This window comes from Kribbella jiaozuonensis (assembly GCF_005233875.1).
GTDB lineage: Bacteria > Actinomycetota > Actinomycetes > Propionibacteriales > Kribbellaceae > Kribbella > Kribbella jiaozuonensis.
The window spans coordinates 411,576-429,132 of record NZ_SZPZ01000002.1; the positions used below are offsets into that span (position 1 = coordinate 411,576).

Genomic DNA, 17,557 nt, shown 5'->3' on the forward strand with positions numbered 1-17,557 from the left:
GGCAGTTTGGGCAACGTGGTCAGGGTGCCGCGGGTCGCGTGTGTGGCCGGGGTCTTCGACCTGTTCCACGTCGGGCATGTCGACGTGCTCGAGCGGGCGCGCCGGCACAGCGACCGGTTGGTGGTGGCGGTCCTGTCCGACGAGTGGGCGATGGAGGCCTGGGGTGCGCGGCCGTTCGTGCCGCTGCTCGAGCGGGCGCAGATCATCGAGCACCTGCGGTGCGTCGACGAAGTAGTTGCCGTGGACGACGTGCGGTCCGAGTGGCTGACCGGCGTACTGGGGGTACAGACCGTGTTCGCTGCCACTGGCACCGACGGCGTGCTGGGCGTTGACGAGCTGGACGGGATTCCGCCCGCGCTGATCACCGTCCTGCCGGCCGGCCGGGGCTCCCGCAGCCCGATCCTGCGCGCCGCGATCGACCAGCGGCAATCGCGGCCCAGCGTCGCATGAGTTCATTGCGCGAGACCGTCGCGCAGCTTTCCCAGGCGCAGAAGCCGTCTGCCGGTACGCCGGCGTACTCGCGGTTCGTGAATCGGCGGATCGGGCGGGTGTTCGCGGCGGCGGCGTTCCTCGGTCGGCGTACGCCGAACCAGGTGAGCCTGGCCTCGGGTTTCTGTTCGCTGGTGGGAATCGTGCTGGTGGCAACGGTCCGGCCGTCGTTCCTGCTCGCGCTGGTTGTGACCCTGCTGCTCGTGCTCGGCTACGGGCTGGATTCCGCGGACGGGCAGCTGGCCCGGTTGCGCGGCGGCGGGTCGCCGCTGGGTGAATGGCTCGACCACATGATCGACGCCGTCAAGATCGTCCTGCTGCACAGCGCCGTACTGATCTCGTTCTACCGATTCGATGCCTTTGACAACGAGTTGGTGTTGCTCGTCCCGCTCGCCTACGTGTGCATGTCGTCGGTGCTGTTCTTCGGGCTGATCCTGATCGACCAGCTGCGCCGCCGCCACGGCGGGGCCGCGAAACCCAACCAGCGCGGCGATTCGGTGCTCAAGTCGTTGCTCATCGCACCGACCGACTACGGCGTGCTGTGCCTGGTCTTCCTCACCTTCGGTACGCCGTCGCTGTTCCTCGTGCTGTACGGCGCCCTGCTCGTGCTGAACCTGGTCTTCCTCGCGGGCGCCGTCGCGAAGTGGTACCGGGAGATGGCGGTCCTGGGGGTGCAGGCCTGATGGCGATCGTCGGGTACGCCCCCGGTGTCTACGACATGTTCCACATCGGGCACCTGAACATCCTGCGCCGCGCCCGCGAGCACTGCGATCACCTCATCGCCGGCGTGGTCGAGGACGACGTGGTGACCCGGATCAAGGGCCGTCCGCCGGTCGTTCCGCACCAGGAGCGGATGGACGTCATTCGAGCGCTCGACCTCGTCGACGAGGTGATCAGCGACTGGTCGAGCGACAAGTTCGAGATGTGGAAACAACTGCGGTACGACGTTCTCTTCAAAGGCGACGACTGGAAGGGAACGGAAAAGGGGACGAGACTGGAGAGGCTGCTGGGTGAGGTCGGCGCACAGGTGCACTACTTCCCGTACACCGCCTCCACCTCGAGCACCGATCTGCGCAGGCTTCTGGAGGGGATGAGCTGATGCCTGGCCGGCCGAAGGTACTGCTCAGCGCGTACGCCTGCCGGCCGACGGGCGGGTCCGAGCCGGGCGCGGGGTGGGCGTGGGCGAAGGCGGCGGCGCGGGACCACGACGTCTGGCTGCTGACCCGCGGCAAGTTCCTGCACGAGATCGACGCGGAGCTCGCGGTCCGGCCGGTGCCCGGGCTGACCGTCGTACCGCTGGAGATGCCGCGGTGGATCCTGCGGCTGCGGCGACGGCCGTCGGACGTGTACTGGTACTACCCGTTGTGGCAGGGCCTGGCCCGGCGTACGGCGCAACGCCTGCATGCCGAGCAGTCGTTCGATGTGATCCATCATTTGACCTTCGCGGTGGACTGGATGGGCGCCGGCGTGGTGGAGGAGTCGTCGGCGAAGGTGATCTGGGGCCCGGTCGGCGGATCGACCACCGCCCCGCTCGCGATGTCGCACTGGCTCGGTCCGCGCGGCGTGGTGGGAGAGCTGGTACGCCGTGCGTACACCGGGCTCCGCCGCCGGCTGACCGGGCGGCGGATGGCCCAGACCGCCGACCTGATGGTTGCCCAGAACAACGACGTGGCGGAGGCGTTCCGGCCGTACGCCAAGCAGATCGTGGTCCAGCCGAACGTGGCGATCCGGCGCTTCACCGCCTCCGGTCCGTACGAGCCGTTCGGTGCCCCCGGCATCAAAACCGCGCTCTTCGTCGGCCGGTTGATCCCGTGGAAGGGCGTGCTGCTCGCGGTCAGTGCGCTGGCCCGCGCGGAGGCGGCCAACTGGGAGCTGCGCATCATCGGCGACGGTCCGGACTGGGGACGCGCCGAGGGGCTCGCCTGGCAGCTCGGTGTCCGCGACCGGGTCGAGTTCATGGGCGCGCTCCCGCGTGAGGACGTCCTGGCCGCGATGTTCCGGGCCGATGCACTCATCGCTCCGGCTTTGCGAGAGGCCGCAGGCTGGGCGGTGACCGAGGCGCTGGCGTCAGGGTGTCCCGTGGTGTGCGTGGATCGTGGCGGGCCGGCGGTCATCGTCGGTCCGGACGAGGGCGTGAGTGTCCCGTGGCAAGGTGATGTTGTGGGTGGGCTGGCCAAGGGGCTGGCGTCGCTGCGCGGGCGGATCACGCCGGTCGATCGCTGGGGTCCTGATCGGCTCCCGGAGATCCTCGCCGAGTGGTACGCACCGGCCCGCGTGTCGTACTGAAAAAACTTCTTCGCGCGATGTCGAACGGTGTCGAGCGAGTTCGTAGCCAGGGTGAGAGACCGGCAACGGGCCGGCCCACCACCGGAGGTCAGGATGTCTGACATCACCAAGGCAGCCGTTGCTCGCCGCCTGACGCAGCAGCTGCTCGAACCGCTCCACCTGGTCGCGTACATGGCCGACGAGCCGATGTACGCGCTCCAGGCGCTCGGCTTCGAGGGCTACTGGCCGGGGTACTTCGCCTCGCGGTCCGCGCCGCTCGGCCAGGTGCCCGCCGAGGTAGTGGATGCGCTCTTCTACAACTTCGTCCCCGGCGAGGTCGCCGCCTGCATCCCGGCCGTCTGGGACATCACCGCCCCCGAGGCCGCCCTCGCCGCCAACCGGGAGGGCTGCGTGACCGCGCTGCGCCGCATCCTCGGCGAGCTGGTCGACAGGCCCGAGCTCGCCCGGGCCGCCGACCTCGCCATCCGCGCGGCGCTGAACGCACCGACCGAGGGACGGATCCTGTACGCCGGACTGCGCTCGCTGCCCGTGCCGGACGAGCCGGTGACCCGCCTGTGGCACGCGGCGACCCTGCTGCGCGAACACCGCGGCGACGGCCACAACATCGCACTGGTTGCCGCCGGCATCGACGGGCAGGAGGCACACGTGTTTGCCGCGATCGACAGCGGGATGAAGCCGCGCGCGTACGGCCGGCTGGACCCGCTGACGGACGAGCAGCTGGAGTCGGTCGTCGACGGTCTGCGGATCCGCGGGCTGGTCGACTCGGCGGATCAGTTCACGCCTGCGGGACGTGCGCTCAAGGACCAGATCGAGGCGGTCACGGACACGCTCGCGGCTCCGGCGTACGACTGCTTGGAGCCGCACGAGATCGACGAGCTGATCGCCGACCTCGAGCCGCTGGTCGCACGGCTCGATGCCGTCGGCTACGACTTCGAGTTCGTGGCTCCGAAGTCCTAGTCGCGTTCGGTCTTGCCGGGGAGGGCGAGCATGCGGTCGAGGGCCAGCTTGGCGTACTTCTCGGTGTCGGCGTCGACCTTGATCGGGTTGACCACGTGGCCGGCGACGAGGTTCTCGAGGGCCCAGACGAAGTGCGGCAGGTCGATCCGGTTCATCGTCGCGCAGTAGCAGACCGTCTTGTCGAGGAACACGATGTTCTTGTCGGTGTGCTGCTTCGCCAGCCGCTGCACCAGGTTGAGCTCGGTCCCCACGGCCCACGACGTACCGGGCTCCGCGGTCTCCAGGGCCTGGATGATGTACTCCGTCGAGCCGACCAGATCGGCCTTCGTGACCACCTCGTGGCGGCACTCCGGGTGGACGATCACGTTCACGCCGGGGACCCGCGACCGGACGTCGTCGACGGACTCGGCGGTGAACCGGCCGTGCACCGAGCAGTGCCCGCGCCACAGGATCATCTTCGCCGCGGCCAGCTGCTCCCGCGTCAGCCCGCCGCCCGGCTTGTGCGGGTCGTACACGACGCAGTCGTCGAGGCTCAGGCCCAGCTGCAGTACGGCGGTGTTGCGGCCGAGGTGCTGGTCGGGCAGGAAGAGCACCTTCTCGCCCTTCTCGAACGCCCAGTTGAGCGCGGTCTCGGCGTTGCTCGACGTACAGACGACGCCGCCGTTGCGACCGCAGAACGCCTTGATGTCCGCGGACGAGTTCATGTAGGTGACCGGGACGGTCGCGTCCGCGACGCCGGCGTCGGCCAGCGCGTCCCACGCCGCCTCGACCTGCTGGATGCGCGCCATGTCGGCCATCGAGCACCCGGCCGCCAGGTCCGGCAGGATCACGGTCTGCTGGTCGTTGGTGAGGATGTCGGCGGACTCGGCCATGAAGTGCACACCGCAGAACACGATGTACGGCGCGTCCGGCCGGTTGGCCGCGTCGCGCGCGAGCTTGAACGAGTCACCGGTGACGTCCGCGAACTGGATCACCTCGTCGCGCTGGTAGTGGTGCCCGAGCACGAACACCTGGTCACCCAACGCCGCCTTGGCCTTCAACGCCCGCTCGACCAGATCCGGATCCGACGCCGGCGGAAGCGCCCCCGGGCACTCGACACCGCGCTCCGAGTGCGGGTCGGTGTTCTGCCCCAGAAACAACAACGGAAGAGCCTTAGAACCGCCTACGATCGTCGTCACACCAGACATCGTGCCACGGCTGCCGACTCATGCCGCGTGGCGCATCTCACCGCCCAAACAATGAAATCAGCACGTCCCGGCGTGAAGATCACGCCGACTACCTGCACCGGTTACCGTCCGGGTAGACCACGACGACGTCTTGCATCCCGGAGTCCTTCCCGGCAGGCGTGGTCGGCCAGGTTGCGGTCATTCGAACGTGGGTGGGCCGCTCGGGGGCCACTCGACGAGTTCGAGGCGGTAGCCGTCGGGGTCGAGTAGCCGGGAGGTTTTCGGGCCTTCGGGGCCGCCGGGGAGTTCGGGGTCGGCGGGGTCGAGGCCGGCTGTGGTGAGGCGGGCGAGGGTTTCGGTGAGGGAGTCGACCTCGATTGCGAAGTGCTGGAAGCCGCCGACCTCGACCGGGCCGTCGGCGGGGCGGTGGACGAGTTCGAGGGATACCGACTTCTCGGCAGGCAGCCGGAGCCAGACCAGGCTGGAGCCGTCGTCGAACGGGACCGTGCCGAGGTTCACGTAGCCGACCGTGGTGTAGAAGGCGAGCGAGCGTTCGAGTTCACTCACGCGGAGTGCGAACAGGACTGTCTTCATGGTGAACGATCCAACTGGCGGCACTCGGCGACGTCAACGCCGGCGGGTGGGAGAGGATGGCGGCATGCGGATCCTGATTGCGCCGGACAAGTTCGCGGGCACGTTGACGGCTGTGGAGGCGGCTGCGGCTATCGAGGAAGGGTGGCGGCGGCGGGATCCGGGGGCCGAGGTGCTGGTCGCGCCGATGGCCGACGGTGGGCCGGGCTTCATCGACGTACTGTCCGCGGTTGTCGACGGGACGTTGCTCTCGGTCACGGTCCGTGGCCCGCTGGGTGAGGAGACCCCGGCGACGGTGCTGATGGCAGGCGAGACGGCGTACGTCGAGACCGCGCAGGCGTGCGGGTTGCATCTCGTGGAGCCGAAGGAGCGGCGGCCCGAGGAGGCGACGACGTACGGCGTGGGGCAGCTGATCGCCGCCGCGGTGGACGCCGGGGCCAAGCGGATCATCCTCGGCCTCGGCGGCTCCGGCACGAACGACGCCGGCGCCGGCATGCTCGCCGCACTCGGAGCCACGGGTGAATCAGGTCACCTGGACAACGGCGCCGCAGGGCTCGCGCAGCTGACGGCGGTGGATTTCCAGCCTGCGCGCGATCGGGTGGCGGGGGTCGAGTTTGTCGCCGCCAGTGACGTGGAGAACCCGATGCTCGGGCTCCGGGGCGCGACCAACATCTTCGGGGCGCAGAAGGGGATCGGCGACGACCGGAAGCCTGCCGTCGATGGATTCCTGACTCACTTCGCCGAACTGGCGGATCGCAAGACAGCTGACCAGAAGGGCGCTGGCGCCGCAGGCGGGCTCGGGTACGCCCTCCTGCTCCTCGGCGCCGAGCGCGTCTCGGGCATCGACCTCGTGGCCGAGCTCACCGGGCTGAAGCAGAAGGCCGCGCAGGTGGACCTCGTCCTGAGCGGTGAGGGAGCGTTCGACTTCCAGTCGCGGGACGGGAAGGTGATCGCCGGCGTCGCGAAGGTGGCGAACGACGCGATGCGGCCGTGCGTCGTACTTGCCGGCAAGGTGTTGATCGGGGCGCGGGAGATGCGCACGATGGGGGTGGAGTCGGCGTACGCGCTGGTCGACGTGGTCGGCGAGGAGCAGGCGTTCGCGGACCCGCACGGCTCGCTCGCGACGGTCGCGGAGCGTGTCGCCCGCACCTGGGCGCGCTGACCACTGATCGACCGTGGTAGTTGATCCGTGAAATTGGTGTGCGACCATGGGAATGAGCGCGGACCAGCTGATGTTGGTGCGTGTTGACAAGAGACTTCCGTGCTGGCGAGCTGTAGGTCGGCACTTGAGCAGATGACTGGAGTCAGGGATGACTGAAGCGCAGACCGAGCAGGCCGTCGCCACTGGTGTTCTCCTCACCGACGGGGCCGCCGCCAAGGTGAAGGCGCTGCTCGACCAGGAAGGCCGCGACGACCTCGCGCTGCGGGTCGCCGTGCAGCCGGGCGGTTGCTCCGGGCTGCGGTACCAGCTGTTCTTCGACGAGCGTCAGCTCGACGGTGACGTGGTGGCCGACTTCGGTGGTGTGAGCGTTGTCACCGACCGGATGAGCGCGCCGTACCTCAAGGGTGCGTCGATCGACTTCGTGGACACGATCGAGAAGCAGGGCTTCACGATCGACAACCCGAACGCGACCGGCTCCTGCGCCTGCGGCGACTCGTTCAACTGATCTACCTCTGAAGCCCCTGGCACCTTCGCGGTGACCAGGGGCTTCGGCATGTCCGGACTCCGGTATGACCTGTCCCACCGTGTGAATCCAACGCTTGTTGGGTACCGGCTACCGCGTGTGGGACTACATAACTGAGCGTCATTCACAACTGCTCTACCAGAGCTACCAGCACCTCAGCCTGGTCATCCAATGCGTACTGCTGGCCACCGTGATCGCGGTCGGCCTGGCAGTCGTCGTGCACCGCAATCCGCGGGTCGCGTCGCTGGCCGGCGCGATCAGCGCCGTCGGTCTGACCATCCCGTCGTTCGCGCTGCTCGGCCTGATGATCCCGCTGGCCGGCATCGGCACCGCCACCTCCGTGATCGCGGTCACCTTCTACGCGTGCCTGCCGATCCTGCGGAACGCCGTCGTCGGCCTGTCCGGCGTCGACGCGACGCTGATCGAATCGGCGCGCGGGATGGGCATGGGCGCGATCCGGACGCTGCTCCGGATCGAGCTGCCGCTCGCGTGGCCGGTGATCCTGGCCGGCGTCCGCGTCTCGGCCCAGATGTCGATGGGTATCGCGGCGATCGCGGCGTACGTGCTCGGCCCCGGCCTGGGCAGCTTCATCTTCACCGGCCTGACCCAGATCGGTGGCAAGAACGCTCTGAACTCCGCGCTGGTCGGCACGATCGGCGTTGTCCTGCTCGCTCTGATCCTGGACGCCATGCTGCTGCTCGTCGGCCGCCTGACCACCTCGAGGGGTATCCGTGCCTGAAACCGAACCTGCCATCAGCGGCGTCGACATCGAGCTGACCGACGTCGTGAAGCGGTACCCGGGCCAGCGGAAACCCGCCGTCGAGGGGCTGTCCCTGCACATCCCGGCCGGCGAGATCGTGATGTTCGTCGGCCCGTCCGGCTGCGGCAAGACCACCTCGCTGAAGATGATCAACCGGCTGATCGAGCCGACCTCCGGCAGTATCCGGATCGGCGGCGAAGACATCGGCAAGCAGGACGACGACGACCTCCGCCGCCGGATCGGGTACGTGATCCAGGGCGGCAGCCTGTTCCCGCACATGACCGTCACGCAGAACATCGCGCTGGTCCCGGGCCTGCTCGGCTGGGACAAGGCCCGAACGGCGGAACGCGTCGGCGAACTGCTCGAACTCGTCGGCCTCGACCCGGACCGGTACCGCAACCGCTACCCGCGCGAGCTGTCCGGCGGCCAGCAGCAACGCGTCGGGGTGGCCCGCGGGCTCGCGGCCGACCCGCCGGTGATCCTGATGGACGAGCCGTTCGGCGCGGTCGACCCGATCACCCGGCAGCGGTTGCAGGACGAGCTGCTCAGCATTCAGGAGGAGCTGCGGAAGACGATCGTCTGCGTGACGCACGACTTCGACGAGGCGGTGAAGCTCGGCGACCGGATCCTGATCCTGACCGAGGGCGCGAACATCGCGCAGTACGACACACCTGAAGCGATCCTGGCGAACCCGGCCGACCGGTTCGTCGCGGACTTCGTCGGCGCGGGCGCGGCGCTCAAGCAGCTCACGCTGAGCCGGGTCAGCGAGATCGAGCTCGGCCAGCCGACGGTCGCGGAGATCGGCGACGCGGCGTCCGACGTACTGCGGGCCGCCAACCAGGCCGGTGACGAATCGGTCGTCGTACTCGATCGACGGCGGCGACCGGTGGACTGGATGTGGACGACCGACCTGTCCGACATCGACCGGGTGCCGGCGCCGCACGAGGACACCGACCTGGTCACGATCGACCGGCGGGCGACGCTGAAGACGCGCTCGACACGATGTTGATGTCGAGCCACGGCAGCGCGGTCGTCACCGGCCGCCGGGATGAGTACCTGGGCGTCGTCGACTTCCAGACGGTGCTCGCCAGGATCCAGGACGGCAACGGGTCCGCCGAGCCGGAGGAGGTCGCGCAGTGACGGTGACCCAAGACGCTCCGTCGAAGGAGAACCTGGCCGACGCGAAGGCCGCGGCCGCAGGGCTCGCGGCTACTCGTGCGCGCCGCCCGTCGTGGGGGCTGCTGATCGGGCAGCCGTTGTTCGTCGCGATTGTCGTCGGGGTGTGGGCGATCTGGCGGTCGCAGGCCGAGCTCGACTCGATCGAGCAACGACAGCTCGACTGGAAACTCGTCGGCCAGTTGACGCTCCAGCACCTCGAGCTCACGGTTGTCGCCACGATCATCGTGCTGCTGATCGCCGTACCGCTCGGCATCGCGCTCACCCGGCCGCGGTCCCGCCGTGCCGCCCCGCTGGTCGTCGCGGTGGCGAACGCCGGTCAGGCCGCGCCGGTGATCGGCCTGATCGTGCTGCTCGCGATCTGGCTCGGATTCGGCTTCTGGACCGCGATCCTCGCCCTCTGCCTGTACGCGATCCTGCCGGTACTGCGGAACACGATCGTCGGCCTGCAAGGTGTCGACCCGACGCTGGTCGAGGCCGGTCGCGGGATGGGCATGTCGAGCGTCGCCGTCCTCGGCCGGATCGAGCTGCCTCTCGCCGTACCGGTGATCATGGCCGGCATCCGTACTGCGTTGGTCCTGGTCGTCGGCACCGCGACCCTCGCGACGTTCATCGACGCCGGGGGACTGGGCAGCCTGATCACGACCGGGATCCGCCTGCTCAGGTATCCGGTGCTGATCAGCGGTGCCCTACTCGTTGCCGCCCTCGCGCTACTGATCGACTGGGCGGGCCGAGTCCTCGAAGAGGTCACCCGACCGAGGGGGCTCGGATGAAGCGGCTGATGGCAATGGCCTGCGCGGTCGCGCTGGTGCTGAGCGGATGTGGACTGGGGACCAGTGGTGGTTTCGTACCGACAGGCGCGCTGCAGGGCCAGCTGCGGTCGGTGAAGAGCCTGGACGGGTTGACGATCGCGATCGGGTCGAAGAACTTCCAGGAGCAGCTGATCCTTGGCAAGATCGCCGCGATCCTGCTGCAGTCGGCCGGCGCGCACGTCCAGGACCTGACCAACATGCCCGGCAGTGACACGTCGCGGCAGGCGATGATCGGCGGTCAGATCCAGATGGCGTGGGAGTACACCGGTACGGCGTGGATCTCGTACCTCGGTCACGACACCGGCATCCCCGACAAGCAGAAGCAGTACGACGCGGTGCGACAGGAGGACGCGGAGAAGTACGGGCTGATCTGGCTGAAGCCGGCTCCGATGAACAACAGCTACGGCTTCGCGGTGACCCGCAAGGAGTCCGAGCGGCTGCACCTCACCAAGCTGTCCCAGATCGCGTCGTTGCCGCCGAAGGAGCGCACGTTCTGCGTCGAGTCCGAGTTCGCCAACCGGAACGACGGGTTCGAGCCGATGCTCAAGCATTACGGGGTTCCGCTGGGTTCCGGAGTACCGCGGAACAACATCCGGACCCTAGACACCGGCGCCGTGTACGCCGCGACGAGTCACGGGGACTGCCGGTTCGGGGAGATCTACACGACCGACGGGCGGATCAAGTCGCTCGATCTCGTGGTGTTGCAGGACGACAAGAAGTACTTCCCGGCGTACAACGTCGCGCCGGTGATCAGCAAGAAGGTGCTGGACAAGTACCCGCAGCTGCGGGACCTGCTGCAGCCGGTGTCGGACAAGCTGACCGACCCGGTGCTGATCGACCTGAACGCCCAGGTCGACGTCGACGGACGTGAGCCCGCCGACGTCGCCATGGACTGGTTGGTGAAGGAAGGGTTCGTCAGCCGTGACTGACGCTGTCCTCGCGGGCCCGCTTCGGGAGTAGGAAGGTGACCGCGAGGCTGACGACGAACAGCCCGATCGCGACCAGGACCGACGTCTTGGTGGCGCCGAGGAACGCGTGCGACGGCAGCAGCTGGAAGAACACGGTACCGATCACCGCGACGCCGATCGCCCCGCCGTACTGCTGCATGGCGGTCAGTACGCCGGAAGCCGAACCGGCGGCCTGGTCGTCGATCGAGGCCAGGATGATGTCGAACAGCGGAGCGAACACCAGGCCGGCGCCGATCCCGGTGGCGAGCGTCGCCGGCACCAGGTTCCAGATCGTGGTCGCGTCGCCGTACGTGTGCAGCGTGAACCAGACGCCGGCCATCGCCACGGTCATCACCGCGACGCCGAGCTGCAGTGCCTTGCGGCCGAGCTTCGGGGCCAGCAGGCCGCCGGACAGCGGCGCGCCGATCGCGATACCGAGCGAGAACGGCACCATCGCGAGGCCGGCCTTCAGCGGGCTGTAGTGCAGTCCGAGCTGGGTGAACAGGTTGAACACGAGCATGAAGCCGTTCATCGCGAGGAAGAACGTGGTGATCACGCCGAGGCCGGCGACGTACCCGCGGTTGCGGAACAGCGACGGGTCGATGACCGGGTTGCCGGACCGACGCTCACGCCAGCCGAACAGCGCGAACGCGACGACGGAGCCGACCAGCATGAGGATCGTCCACAGCGGCCAGCCGAGCTCGCGGCCCTGGACGAGCGGGTAGATCAGCAGACCTGAGGCGAGGCTGACCAGCAGCACCCCGGCGGTGTCGAGGCGGGAGGCGCCGGGCGTCTTCACCTCGGGCATGAACTTCAGCGCGCCGACGAGGGCCGCGATACCGATCGGCACGTTGATGAAGAAGATCGTGCGCCAGCCGGCGTCGAACCAGTTCGCATCGATCAGCACGCCGGCCAGGATCGGGCCGGCGACGGCCGACAGTCCCATCACCGGGCCGAACATCGCGAACGCCTTGCCGAGTTCGTCGGACGGGAAGATCGACTTCAGGATCGCGAAGCCCTGCGGGATCATCACCGCGCCGAGCAGGCCCTGCGCGACCCGGCTGCCGATCAGCAGTTCGGGGCTGGTCGCGAGCCCGCAGACCGCGGACGCGAGGGTGAACCCGAGGGCGCCGATGACGAACAGCCGCCGGCGGCCGACCAGGTCGCCGAGCCGGCCGAAGGTGATCAGGCCGATCGCGAAGGCCAGCGTGTAGCCGGCCAGCATCCACTGCATGGCGGACTCGGAGCCGCCGAGGTCGGCGCGGATCGAGGGGGCGGCGATGTTGACGATCGTCGCGTCGACCAGGTCCATGATCTCGGCGATCAGGATCGTCGCGAGCACGATCCAGCGCCAGCGGTACGGCGTACCGCTCGCGGCGGTGGTGATTTCGGGTGGGTTCTCTAGTGCGGTGCTCATGGCGGCCCCCTCATTGATGCGAACGGTGTTCGTTGACGAACACTGTTCTACTACCGAACAGTGTTCGCGTCAAGTACAGTGTTCGTATGACCCAACCCCCGTGGCAGCCGATCACCCCCGCGAAGCCCACCCGCACGCCGAAGGAGCCGCTCAACCGGGAGCGGATCGTCGACGCCGCGATGCGGGTGCTGGTCGAGTCGGGGTACGACGCGGTCTCGATGCGGAAGGTCGCGCAGGCGCTCGGCACCGGGCCGGCGTCGCTCTACGCGCATGTCGCGAACAAGCGCGAGCTGGATCAGCTGCTGGTCGAGCGGGCCGCCGCGCAGATGAGGTACGACGACGCGATAGATCCGGACCGCTGGCAGGAGCAGCTGAAGGCGATGATGCGCGAGATGCTGCGCGCGATGCGGGCCAATCCGGGCGTGGCCCGCGCCGCGATCGGCGCCGTACCGCTGGGGGAGCGGGCCTTGATGAGCACCGAGCGGATCCTGGCGCTGCTGAAGGCTGGCAACATCCCGGACCAGGCGGCCGCGTGGGCGGTCGACCTGATTCCGCTCTACGTGACGGCGGTAGCCTTCGAGGAGACGGTGCAGAGCGCGACGGACTGGACCCCCGAGGATGTCGAGCGATTCGTCAGCGGTCTGCGGTCGTATTTCGAGTCGCTGCCGGCGGATCGTTTCCCGCTGACCGTCGCGCTGTCAGGCCCGCTGACGTCCGGGGCCTCGGGTGACGAGCGGTTCGAATTCGGCATCACGGTGATCGTGGCCGGCCTCGCTGCGCTGGCGGAAAAGCCCTAATCCAAGGGCTCCTGGAGCTCGGTCACCCAGTCGGCCAGATCGTCCGGGGTGTCGAGGTAGAGCTCGCGAGCGGGTTCGGCGGCTCGATGACCGTTGTCGTCGATCCAGCGGGCGAGTGCCTGCCAGGACGGCAGGACCTGGTCGATCGGTCCACGGTGCACCAGCGTCGCGGCGCGCATCGCCGGCAGGTCGATCACTTCGAGTCCGTGGAGGTTGCCCCCGGCATCGACCGCGGCCGGAACCGTTGCCCGTACGACGACCTCGTCCTCGGATTCGTGATTCCGTTCGTACAGGCAGGTGAGTCGGCCGGATGGATGTACGTCGGCATCGGTCAGCCGGCGGCCGAGCTCCGCGCAGAGCGGGCGCACCACCGGCGTGATGTCGTCCGGTGTGAAGCTGGCCGCGGTCGCCGTCAGGCCGATGAGTCGTACGGCGGGCAGCTCTTTGACCACGACATCTGCGGCCGGGCCGTCGCCTTCCAGGCTGCGCAACCGGGACTCGACCTGCGCGAGTCGTGCGTAGCTCTCGGCCACCGTGGATTCGAGTTGCGCTCGCCGCAGTGTGAGCATCGCGCGGAGCTCGTCCGGGCCGAGTTCCTTCATCGCGCCGACCTGTTCGAGCGTGAAGCCGAGATCCTTCAGCGCGACGATCCGGTTCAGGTCGGCGAGCTGCCCGGCGGTGTAACTGCGGTAGCCGGTCGACGGATCGACGTACGCAGGCCGCAGCAGGCCGAGGGCGTCGTAGTGCCGCAGCATCCGGATCGACACCCGCCCGTGTCGTGCGAACTCACCGATCGCGAACATGGGATGAAGTCAACCAGCCAGCAGTTCCGCGAACGTGATCGCGGTGTCGTCCTCGTGCCACGGCCCGATCACCTGGGCACCGACGGGCAGGCCGTCCTTGGTAGGTCCGATCGGCATGCTGAGGGCGGGGTGGCCGATCAGCGACGCGTGGGCGATCCAGAAGACCTGCGCTTCGTACGGCTGCCCGTTGATGGTTGTCTCGCCGTGCGGGAAGGCCGGCGTGAAGCTGGTCGGGCAGAGGAAGACATCGATGTCCTCGAAGTGCCATTTGGCGCGCGCGATCATTCGCGCGCGTTCGGTGGCGAGCAGTTCGTCGACGGTCAGCTCGGTCGGTTCGCCGCCGTGGAGCGCGAAGAACAGGCCGACCTGCTCGCCGAATTGCTCGGCCTGCTCCACCGGATCCACTCCGTCCGGCCAGCCCTCGACGATCTTCGCCCCGCTGCGAGCCAACCGGTCGATCGTCGCGGCCATGGCGTCACCGACCTCGCTAGTGACCGGTGCCATCGGGTGATCGGTGACGACTCCGACGCGGAAGTCCTGCAGTCGGCGGTGCCGTGGTGGGGTCAGCTGCCACGAGTACGGCGCTTCGGGGCCGGCAGTCACTTGCAGGGCGAGCCGTAGATCGGCGGCGGATCGGGCGAGTGGTCCGATGGTCGACAGGTTGGGGAGTTCGCTCGGCAGGTACGGCGTACCCGGGAGCTGGAAGCCGCGTTGTGGGACGAGGCCGTTGGTCGGCTTGAGTCCGTACACGCCGCAGTACGCCGCGGGGAGCCGGATCGAGCCGACGAGGTCGGAGCCGTACTCGAGGTACGTGAGGTCCGCGGCGAGCGCGGCCGCACTGCCGCCGCTGGAACCGCCCGGGGTTCGGCTGAGGTCGGCGGGGTTGTTGGTCCGCCCGTGGATCTCGCTCACCGTCTGGCCGAAGTCGGCGAGCATCGTGTGTACGTTGCTCTTCCCGACGGTGATCGCGCCGGCGCGCTGCAGCCGCTGCACGACGGTCGCGTCCTGGTCGGCGACGTACTCCGCGAACGCCGGGTTGCCCCAGGTCGTATGCAGCCCCGCGACGTTGATCGCATCCTTCACCGTCATCGGCACGCCGTGCAGCGGGCCTGTCGACGGGGTCGCATCGGCTACATCGGCCGCTTTCAGCGCGTACTCGGTCCGAACCTCCACCACCGCGTTCACCTCGGTGTCTGCCGCGATCCTCGCCAGCAACTCCTCCGTCACCTCACGCGACGTGACCTGACCAGTGCGGATCCGCTCAGCAACCTCTCCAGCTGTCATCATGCGCCCGGTCTACGACCTGCCACAGTGTCAGAGTCAAACCCCGGAGCCGTTGTGAATGACCCGTCGGATCCGGTCCTCGAGTTCTGTGCAGTCCAGGTCGGTCCCATCGAGCAGGACGAGATCGGCGCGCTTGCCGACCGCGATCTCGCCGCGGTCATCGGCGAGGTCGAGCAACCGGGCGGCGTCGATCGTTGCCGCCCGCAACGCACCGGCGTCGCCCAGTCCCGCGGCCGCCAGGTGCCTGAGCTCCCACAGCGCTTCGGTGTGCGGCCGTACGGGATTGTCGGTGCCCATCGCGATCCGGACCCCGGCGTCGATCGCCAGCCGCATGGACTTCCGGTGCGCCTCGGCCGCACCTTCGGGAGCGTGTTCGGGGTCGGACTGCGTGACGGACAAGGTCGGCACGTACCAGGTCCCTGCCTCGGCCATCGCTGCTACTGCGTCCTCATCCAGGTAGGTCCCGTGCTCGATGCTCGCCGCCCCGGCCCGCGCCGCCAGCTCGACCGCCCGCGCCCCGTGCGCGTGCACCATCACCTTCCGGCCACCGCGCCGTCGGGCCTCGTCCACGAGCGCGCTCATTTCGTCAGCGGTCAGCTCGATGTCGTGCACGCCCTTCCCGATCGCCATCGACCCGGTCGCGGTCACCTTGATCCAATCCGCTCCGGCCCGCACCATCCGCCGTACGACGGCACGCGCGCCATCGGCCCCGTCGAAGATCGGATCCGGCAGCGACGGATCCTCGAAGAAGTCGACCGCCCCGGTCCGCGGCGCCCACAGGTCCCCGATCCCACCCGTCGTACCCACCTGCCGCAGGCTGATCAACAGCTCCGGCCCGTCGATCCAGCCCTTCTCCACGGCCATCCGCACACCGGCATCCGCACCCCACGCATCCCGCACGGTCGTCACCCCAAGCCGCAGCAACGTCCGCAAGACCGGCACAGCAGACAACGGCCGCACCGACCGCGGCAACCCGAACGGATCAAGCCGCGTCTGCGCAATACACACATGCGTATGACAATCGACAAACCCCGGAACAATCAGCCCGCCGCTGCAGTCGATCGCGTCATCGCCATCCAACCCGATCCCGACGTCGACAATCCGATCACCTTCCACCACGACGTCCGCCGAACGAACCTCCCCGGACACGACGTCGAGAACAGAACCGGAATGCAGAAGCAGGCGACTCGTCATCCGAACATCCTGTCTAACCAAGGAGGCGGAGGGCTGTGAGGGTGTAGGTGCGGGCTGCGGTCACGAGTTCTGTGACGGGGACTGACTCGTCGGCGCGGTGGGCTTGGGTGGTTACTGAGCCGGGGCCTAGGACGATGACGGGTACGCCGAGGTCGCGGGCGATGTAGCCGCCGTCGCAGGCTGCGGTCCAGCCGGCTAGGGGGAGCGGGTGGCCGCCGGCGGCGAGGCGGGCGGACTCGGTGAGGCGAACCAGGTCGGTGTCGGCGGCGGTTTCGAAGGCGGGCATTTCCATCGGCATCGCGAGGTCGACGGTCAGGCCGCGGTCTTCGAGATGGAGGGCGGCTACGCGGCGGCCGAGGTCGGCGAGTACCTCGGTGGGGGACTCGCCGGGGAGGAGGCGGCGGTCGGCGACGACCACGCATTCGGCGGGGACGATCGAGCCACCGGTGCCGCCGTTGATCTGGCCGACGCTCCAGGTCGCGGGGCCGAGCAGGGGATGGGGTGCGGTAGCAAGCTCCGCGTGTAGGCGTTCGATCTCGGCGACGACGGCGGCCGCGCCGTAGATCGCGTTCGCGCCGCCGTCCGGGTTGCCGGCGTGCGAGGCGCGACCGTGTACCTCGACCCGAAGGTACGAGTCGCCCCGGGCGGCGATGATCGTCTGCAGGTCGGTCGGCTCGGCGGTGATGCAGCCGGCGTACTGCCGCTTCGATTTGGCGATGTAGGCGCGGATGCCTTTGCCGGTTTCCTCCTCGTCGACGACTGCGGCCAGTTCGACCGGGCCGGTCAACGCGGTGCCACGGAGGGCAGCGAGTGCGATCAGGGCTGCGGCGAGGCCGCCCTTCATGTCGGACGCGCCGCGGCCGAAGATGCGGCCGTCGCGGAGCAGACCGCCGTACGGGTCGACCGTCCAGCCGTCGCCGACCGGTACGACGTCGGTGTGGCCGAGCAGCAACAGGCCGGGATTGTTGCCGCCGGCAAGCGTGATCGACACGTTGTCGCGGCCCGGCTCCACCGGAGACGTCTGGACGTCGAGTCCGAGGTCACGGGCCGCCGCGGCGAGGACGACCGCGGTCGCGGCCTCCTCGCCGGGCGGGTTCTGCCCGTGCGCCCGGACCAGGTCCTGCGTGACTCGCACCAGCAGGTCCTCGTCGATCCGGTCCAGCACCTTCTGTTCGGTGGGTGTCAGGCTCATG

20 protein-coding genes are annotated in these 17,557 nt (G+C 68.8%); 13 read left to right on the forward strand and 7 right to left on the reverse strand.

Annotated features, from left to right (window positions below; translation table 11 throughout):
- The first annotated feature begins 15 nt into the window (after window positions 1–15).
- From FDA38_RS13530 to FDA38_RS13550, 5 genes are all read left to right on the forward strand, one after another.
- Complete coding sequence (locus FDA38_RS13530) at window positions 16–450, forward strand: adenylyltransferase/cytidyltransferase family protein (protein WP_233714695.1); 435 nt, start codon at window positions 16–18, stop codon at window positions 448–450.
- Entirely contained in the window at window positions 447–1,172 is a 726-nt protein-coding gene (locus FDA38_RS13535) for a CDP-alcohol phosphatidyltransferase family protein (RefSeq protein ID WP_137254388.1), read from the forward strand. The genes FDA38_RS13530 and FDA38_RS13535 overlap by 4 nt, the downstream gene beginning before the upstream one ends.
- A complete protein-coding gene (locus FDA38_RS13540; protein WP_137254389.1) occupies window positions 1,172–1,588 on the forward strand; it encodes an adenylyltransferase/cytidyltransferase family protein in 417 nt (138 codons plus the stop codon). The genes FDA38_RS13535 and FDA38_RS13540 overlap by 1 nt, the downstream gene beginning before the upstream one ends.
- On the forward strand, window positions 1,588–2,775 hold the full coding sequence (locus FDA38_RS13545) for a glycosyltransferase (protein ID WP_137254390.1): 1,188 nt from the start codon (window positions 1,588–1,590) through the stop codon (window positions 2,773–2,775). The genes FDA38_RS13540 and FDA38_RS13545 overlap by 1 nt, the downstream gene beginning before the upstream one ends.
- Window positions 2,776–2,868: 93 nt before the next feature.
- On the forward strand, window positions 2,869–3,732 hold the full coding sequence (locus tag FDA38_RS13550) for an SCO6745 family protein (RefSeq protein ID WP_137254391.1): 864 nt from the start codon (window positions 2,869–2,871) through the stop codon (window positions 3,730–3,732).
- Here FDA38_RS13550 and nadA read toward each other — a convergent pair.
- Both nadA and FDA38_RS13560 read right to left on the reverse strand, forming a co-directional pair.
- Window positions 3,729–4,910, reverse strand: coding sequence for a quinolinate synthase NadA (gene nadA / locus FDA38_RS13555; protein ID WP_137254392.1), 1,182 nt, complete (start codon window positions 4,908–4,910; stop codon window positions 3,729–3,731). The two genes, FDA38_RS13550 and nadA, sit on opposite strands and share 4 nt — an antisense overlap.
- A 186-nt stretch (window positions 4,911–5,096) precedes the next feature.
- Complete coding sequence (locus FDA38_RS13560; protein WP_137254393.1) at window positions 5,097–5,492, reverse strand: VOC family protein; 396 nt, start codon at window positions 5,490–5,492, stop codon at window positions 5,097–5,099.
- A gap of 64 nt (window positions 5,493–5,556) precedes the next feature.
- Here FDA38_RS13560 and FDA38_RS13565 point away from each other — a divergent pair, with 64 nt between their 5' ends.
- From FDA38_RS13565 to FDA38_RS13590, 7 genes are all read left to right on the forward strand, one after another.
- Window positions 5,557–6,651: a glycerate kinase family protein gene (locus tag FDA38_RS13565; RefSeq protein ID WP_137254394.1), complete on the forward strand. Its 1,095-nt coding sequence runs from the start codon at window positions 5,557–5,559 to the stop codon at window positions 6,649–6,651.
- A gap of 148 nt (window positions 6,652–6,799) precedes the next feature.
- Window positions 6,800–7,156 (forward strand): HesB/IscA family protein, encoded by a 357-nt coding sequence (locus FDA38_RS13570; protein WP_130446795.1) that lies wholly within the window; start codon window positions 6,800–6,802, stop codon window positions 7,154–7,156.
- A 115-nt stretch (window positions 7,157–7,271) separates the two neighbouring features.
- Window positions 7,272–7,913: an ABC transporter permease gene (locus FDA38_RS13575; RefSeq protein WP_137254395.1), complete on the forward strand. Its 642-nt coding sequence runs from the start codon at window positions 7,272–7,274 to the stop codon at window positions 7,911–7,913.
- A complete protein-coding gene (locus tag FDA38_RS13580; protein ID WP_325053070.1) occupies window positions 7,906–8,943 on the forward strand; it encodes an ABC transporter ATP-binding protein in 1,038 nt (345 codons plus the stop codon). Before FDA38_RS13575 ends, FDA38_RS13580 begins: the two co-directional genes overlap by 8 nt.
- Window positions 8,943–9,074 carry a hypothetical protein gene (locus FDA38_RS43405; RefSeq protein ID WP_267901747.1) on the forward strand — a complete coding sequence of 44 codons (132 nt, stop codon included), beginning with the start codon at window positions 8,943–8,945 and terminating at the stop codon, window positions 9,072–9,074. The genes FDA38_RS13580 and FDA38_RS43405 overlap by 1 nt, the downstream gene beginning before the upstream one ends.
- Complete coding sequence (locus tag FDA38_RS13585; protein WP_233714696.1) at window positions 9,071–9,883, forward strand: ABC transporter permease; 813 nt, start codon at window positions 9,071–9,073, stop codon at window positions 9,881–9,883. The genes FDA38_RS43405 and FDA38_RS13585 overlap by 4 nt, the downstream gene beginning before the upstream one ends.
- Entirely contained in the window at window positions 9,880–10,851 is a 972-nt protein-coding gene (locus FDA38_RS13590) for a glycine betaine ABC transporter substrate-binding protein (RefSeq protein WP_137254396.1), read from the forward strand. The genes FDA38_RS13585 and FDA38_RS13590 overlap by 4 nt, the downstream gene beginning before the upstream one ends.
- Here FDA38_RS13590 and FDA38_RS13595 read toward each other — a convergent pair.
- The gene (locus FDA38_RS13595; RefSeq protein ID WP_137254397.1) at window positions 10,838–12,286 is read right to left on the reverse strand and encodes a DHA2 family efflux MFS transporter permease subunit; all 1,449 of its coding nucleotides are present in this window, start codon (window positions 12,284–12,286) and stop codon (window positions 10,838–10,840) included. The two genes, FDA38_RS13590 and FDA38_RS13595, sit on opposite strands and share 14 nt — an antisense overlap.
- 86 nt (window positions 12,287–12,372) lie before the next feature.
- Between FDA38_RS13595 and FDA38_RS13600 the strand changes: the two genes are divergently transcribed.
- Window positions 12,373–13,083 carry a TetR/AcrR family transcriptional regulator gene (locus FDA38_RS13600; protein ID WP_137254398.1) on the forward strand — a complete coding sequence of 237 codons (711 nt, stop codon included), beginning with the start codon at window positions 12,373–12,375 and terminating at the stop codon, window positions 13,081–13,083.
- Here FDA38_RS13600 and FDA38_RS13605 read toward each other — a convergent pair.
- Genes FDA38_RS13605 through FDA38_RS13620 form a run of 4 tightly spaced genes read right to left on the reverse strand, consistent with a single transcriptional unit; the run spans window position 13,080 to window position 17,556 of the window.
- A complete protein-coding gene (locus FDA38_RS13605) occupies window positions 13,080–13,886 on the reverse strand; it encodes a MerR family transcriptional regulator (RefSeq protein ID WP_137254399.1) in 807 nt (268 codons plus the stop codon). The genes FDA38_RS13600 and FDA38_RS13605 overlap by 4 nt on opposite strands.
- Window positions 13,887–13,895: 9 nt before the next feature.
- Window positions 13,896–15,173 carry an amidase family protein gene (locus FDA38_RS13610; protein ID WP_137254400.1) on the reverse strand — a complete coding sequence of 426 codons (1,278 nt, stop codon included), beginning with the start codon at window positions 15,171–15,173 and terminating at the stop codon, window positions 13,896–13,898.
- 33 nt (window positions 15,174–15,206) lie between these two features.
- On the reverse strand, window positions 15,207–16,364 hold the full coding sequence (locus tag FDA38_RS13615; RefSeq protein WP_137254401.1) for an amidohydrolase family protein: 1,158 nt from the start codon (window positions 16,362–16,364) through the stop codon (window positions 15,207–15,209).
- A 13-nt stretch (window positions 16,365–16,377) separates the two neighbouring features.
- On the reverse strand, window positions 16,378–17,556 hold the full coding sequence (locus tag FDA38_RS13620; RefSeq protein WP_137254402.1) for a M20 family metallopeptidase: 1,179 nt from the start codon (window positions 17,554–17,556) through the stop codon (window positions 16,378–16,380).
- Between the last annotated feature and the right edge of the window lies 1 nt (window position 17,557).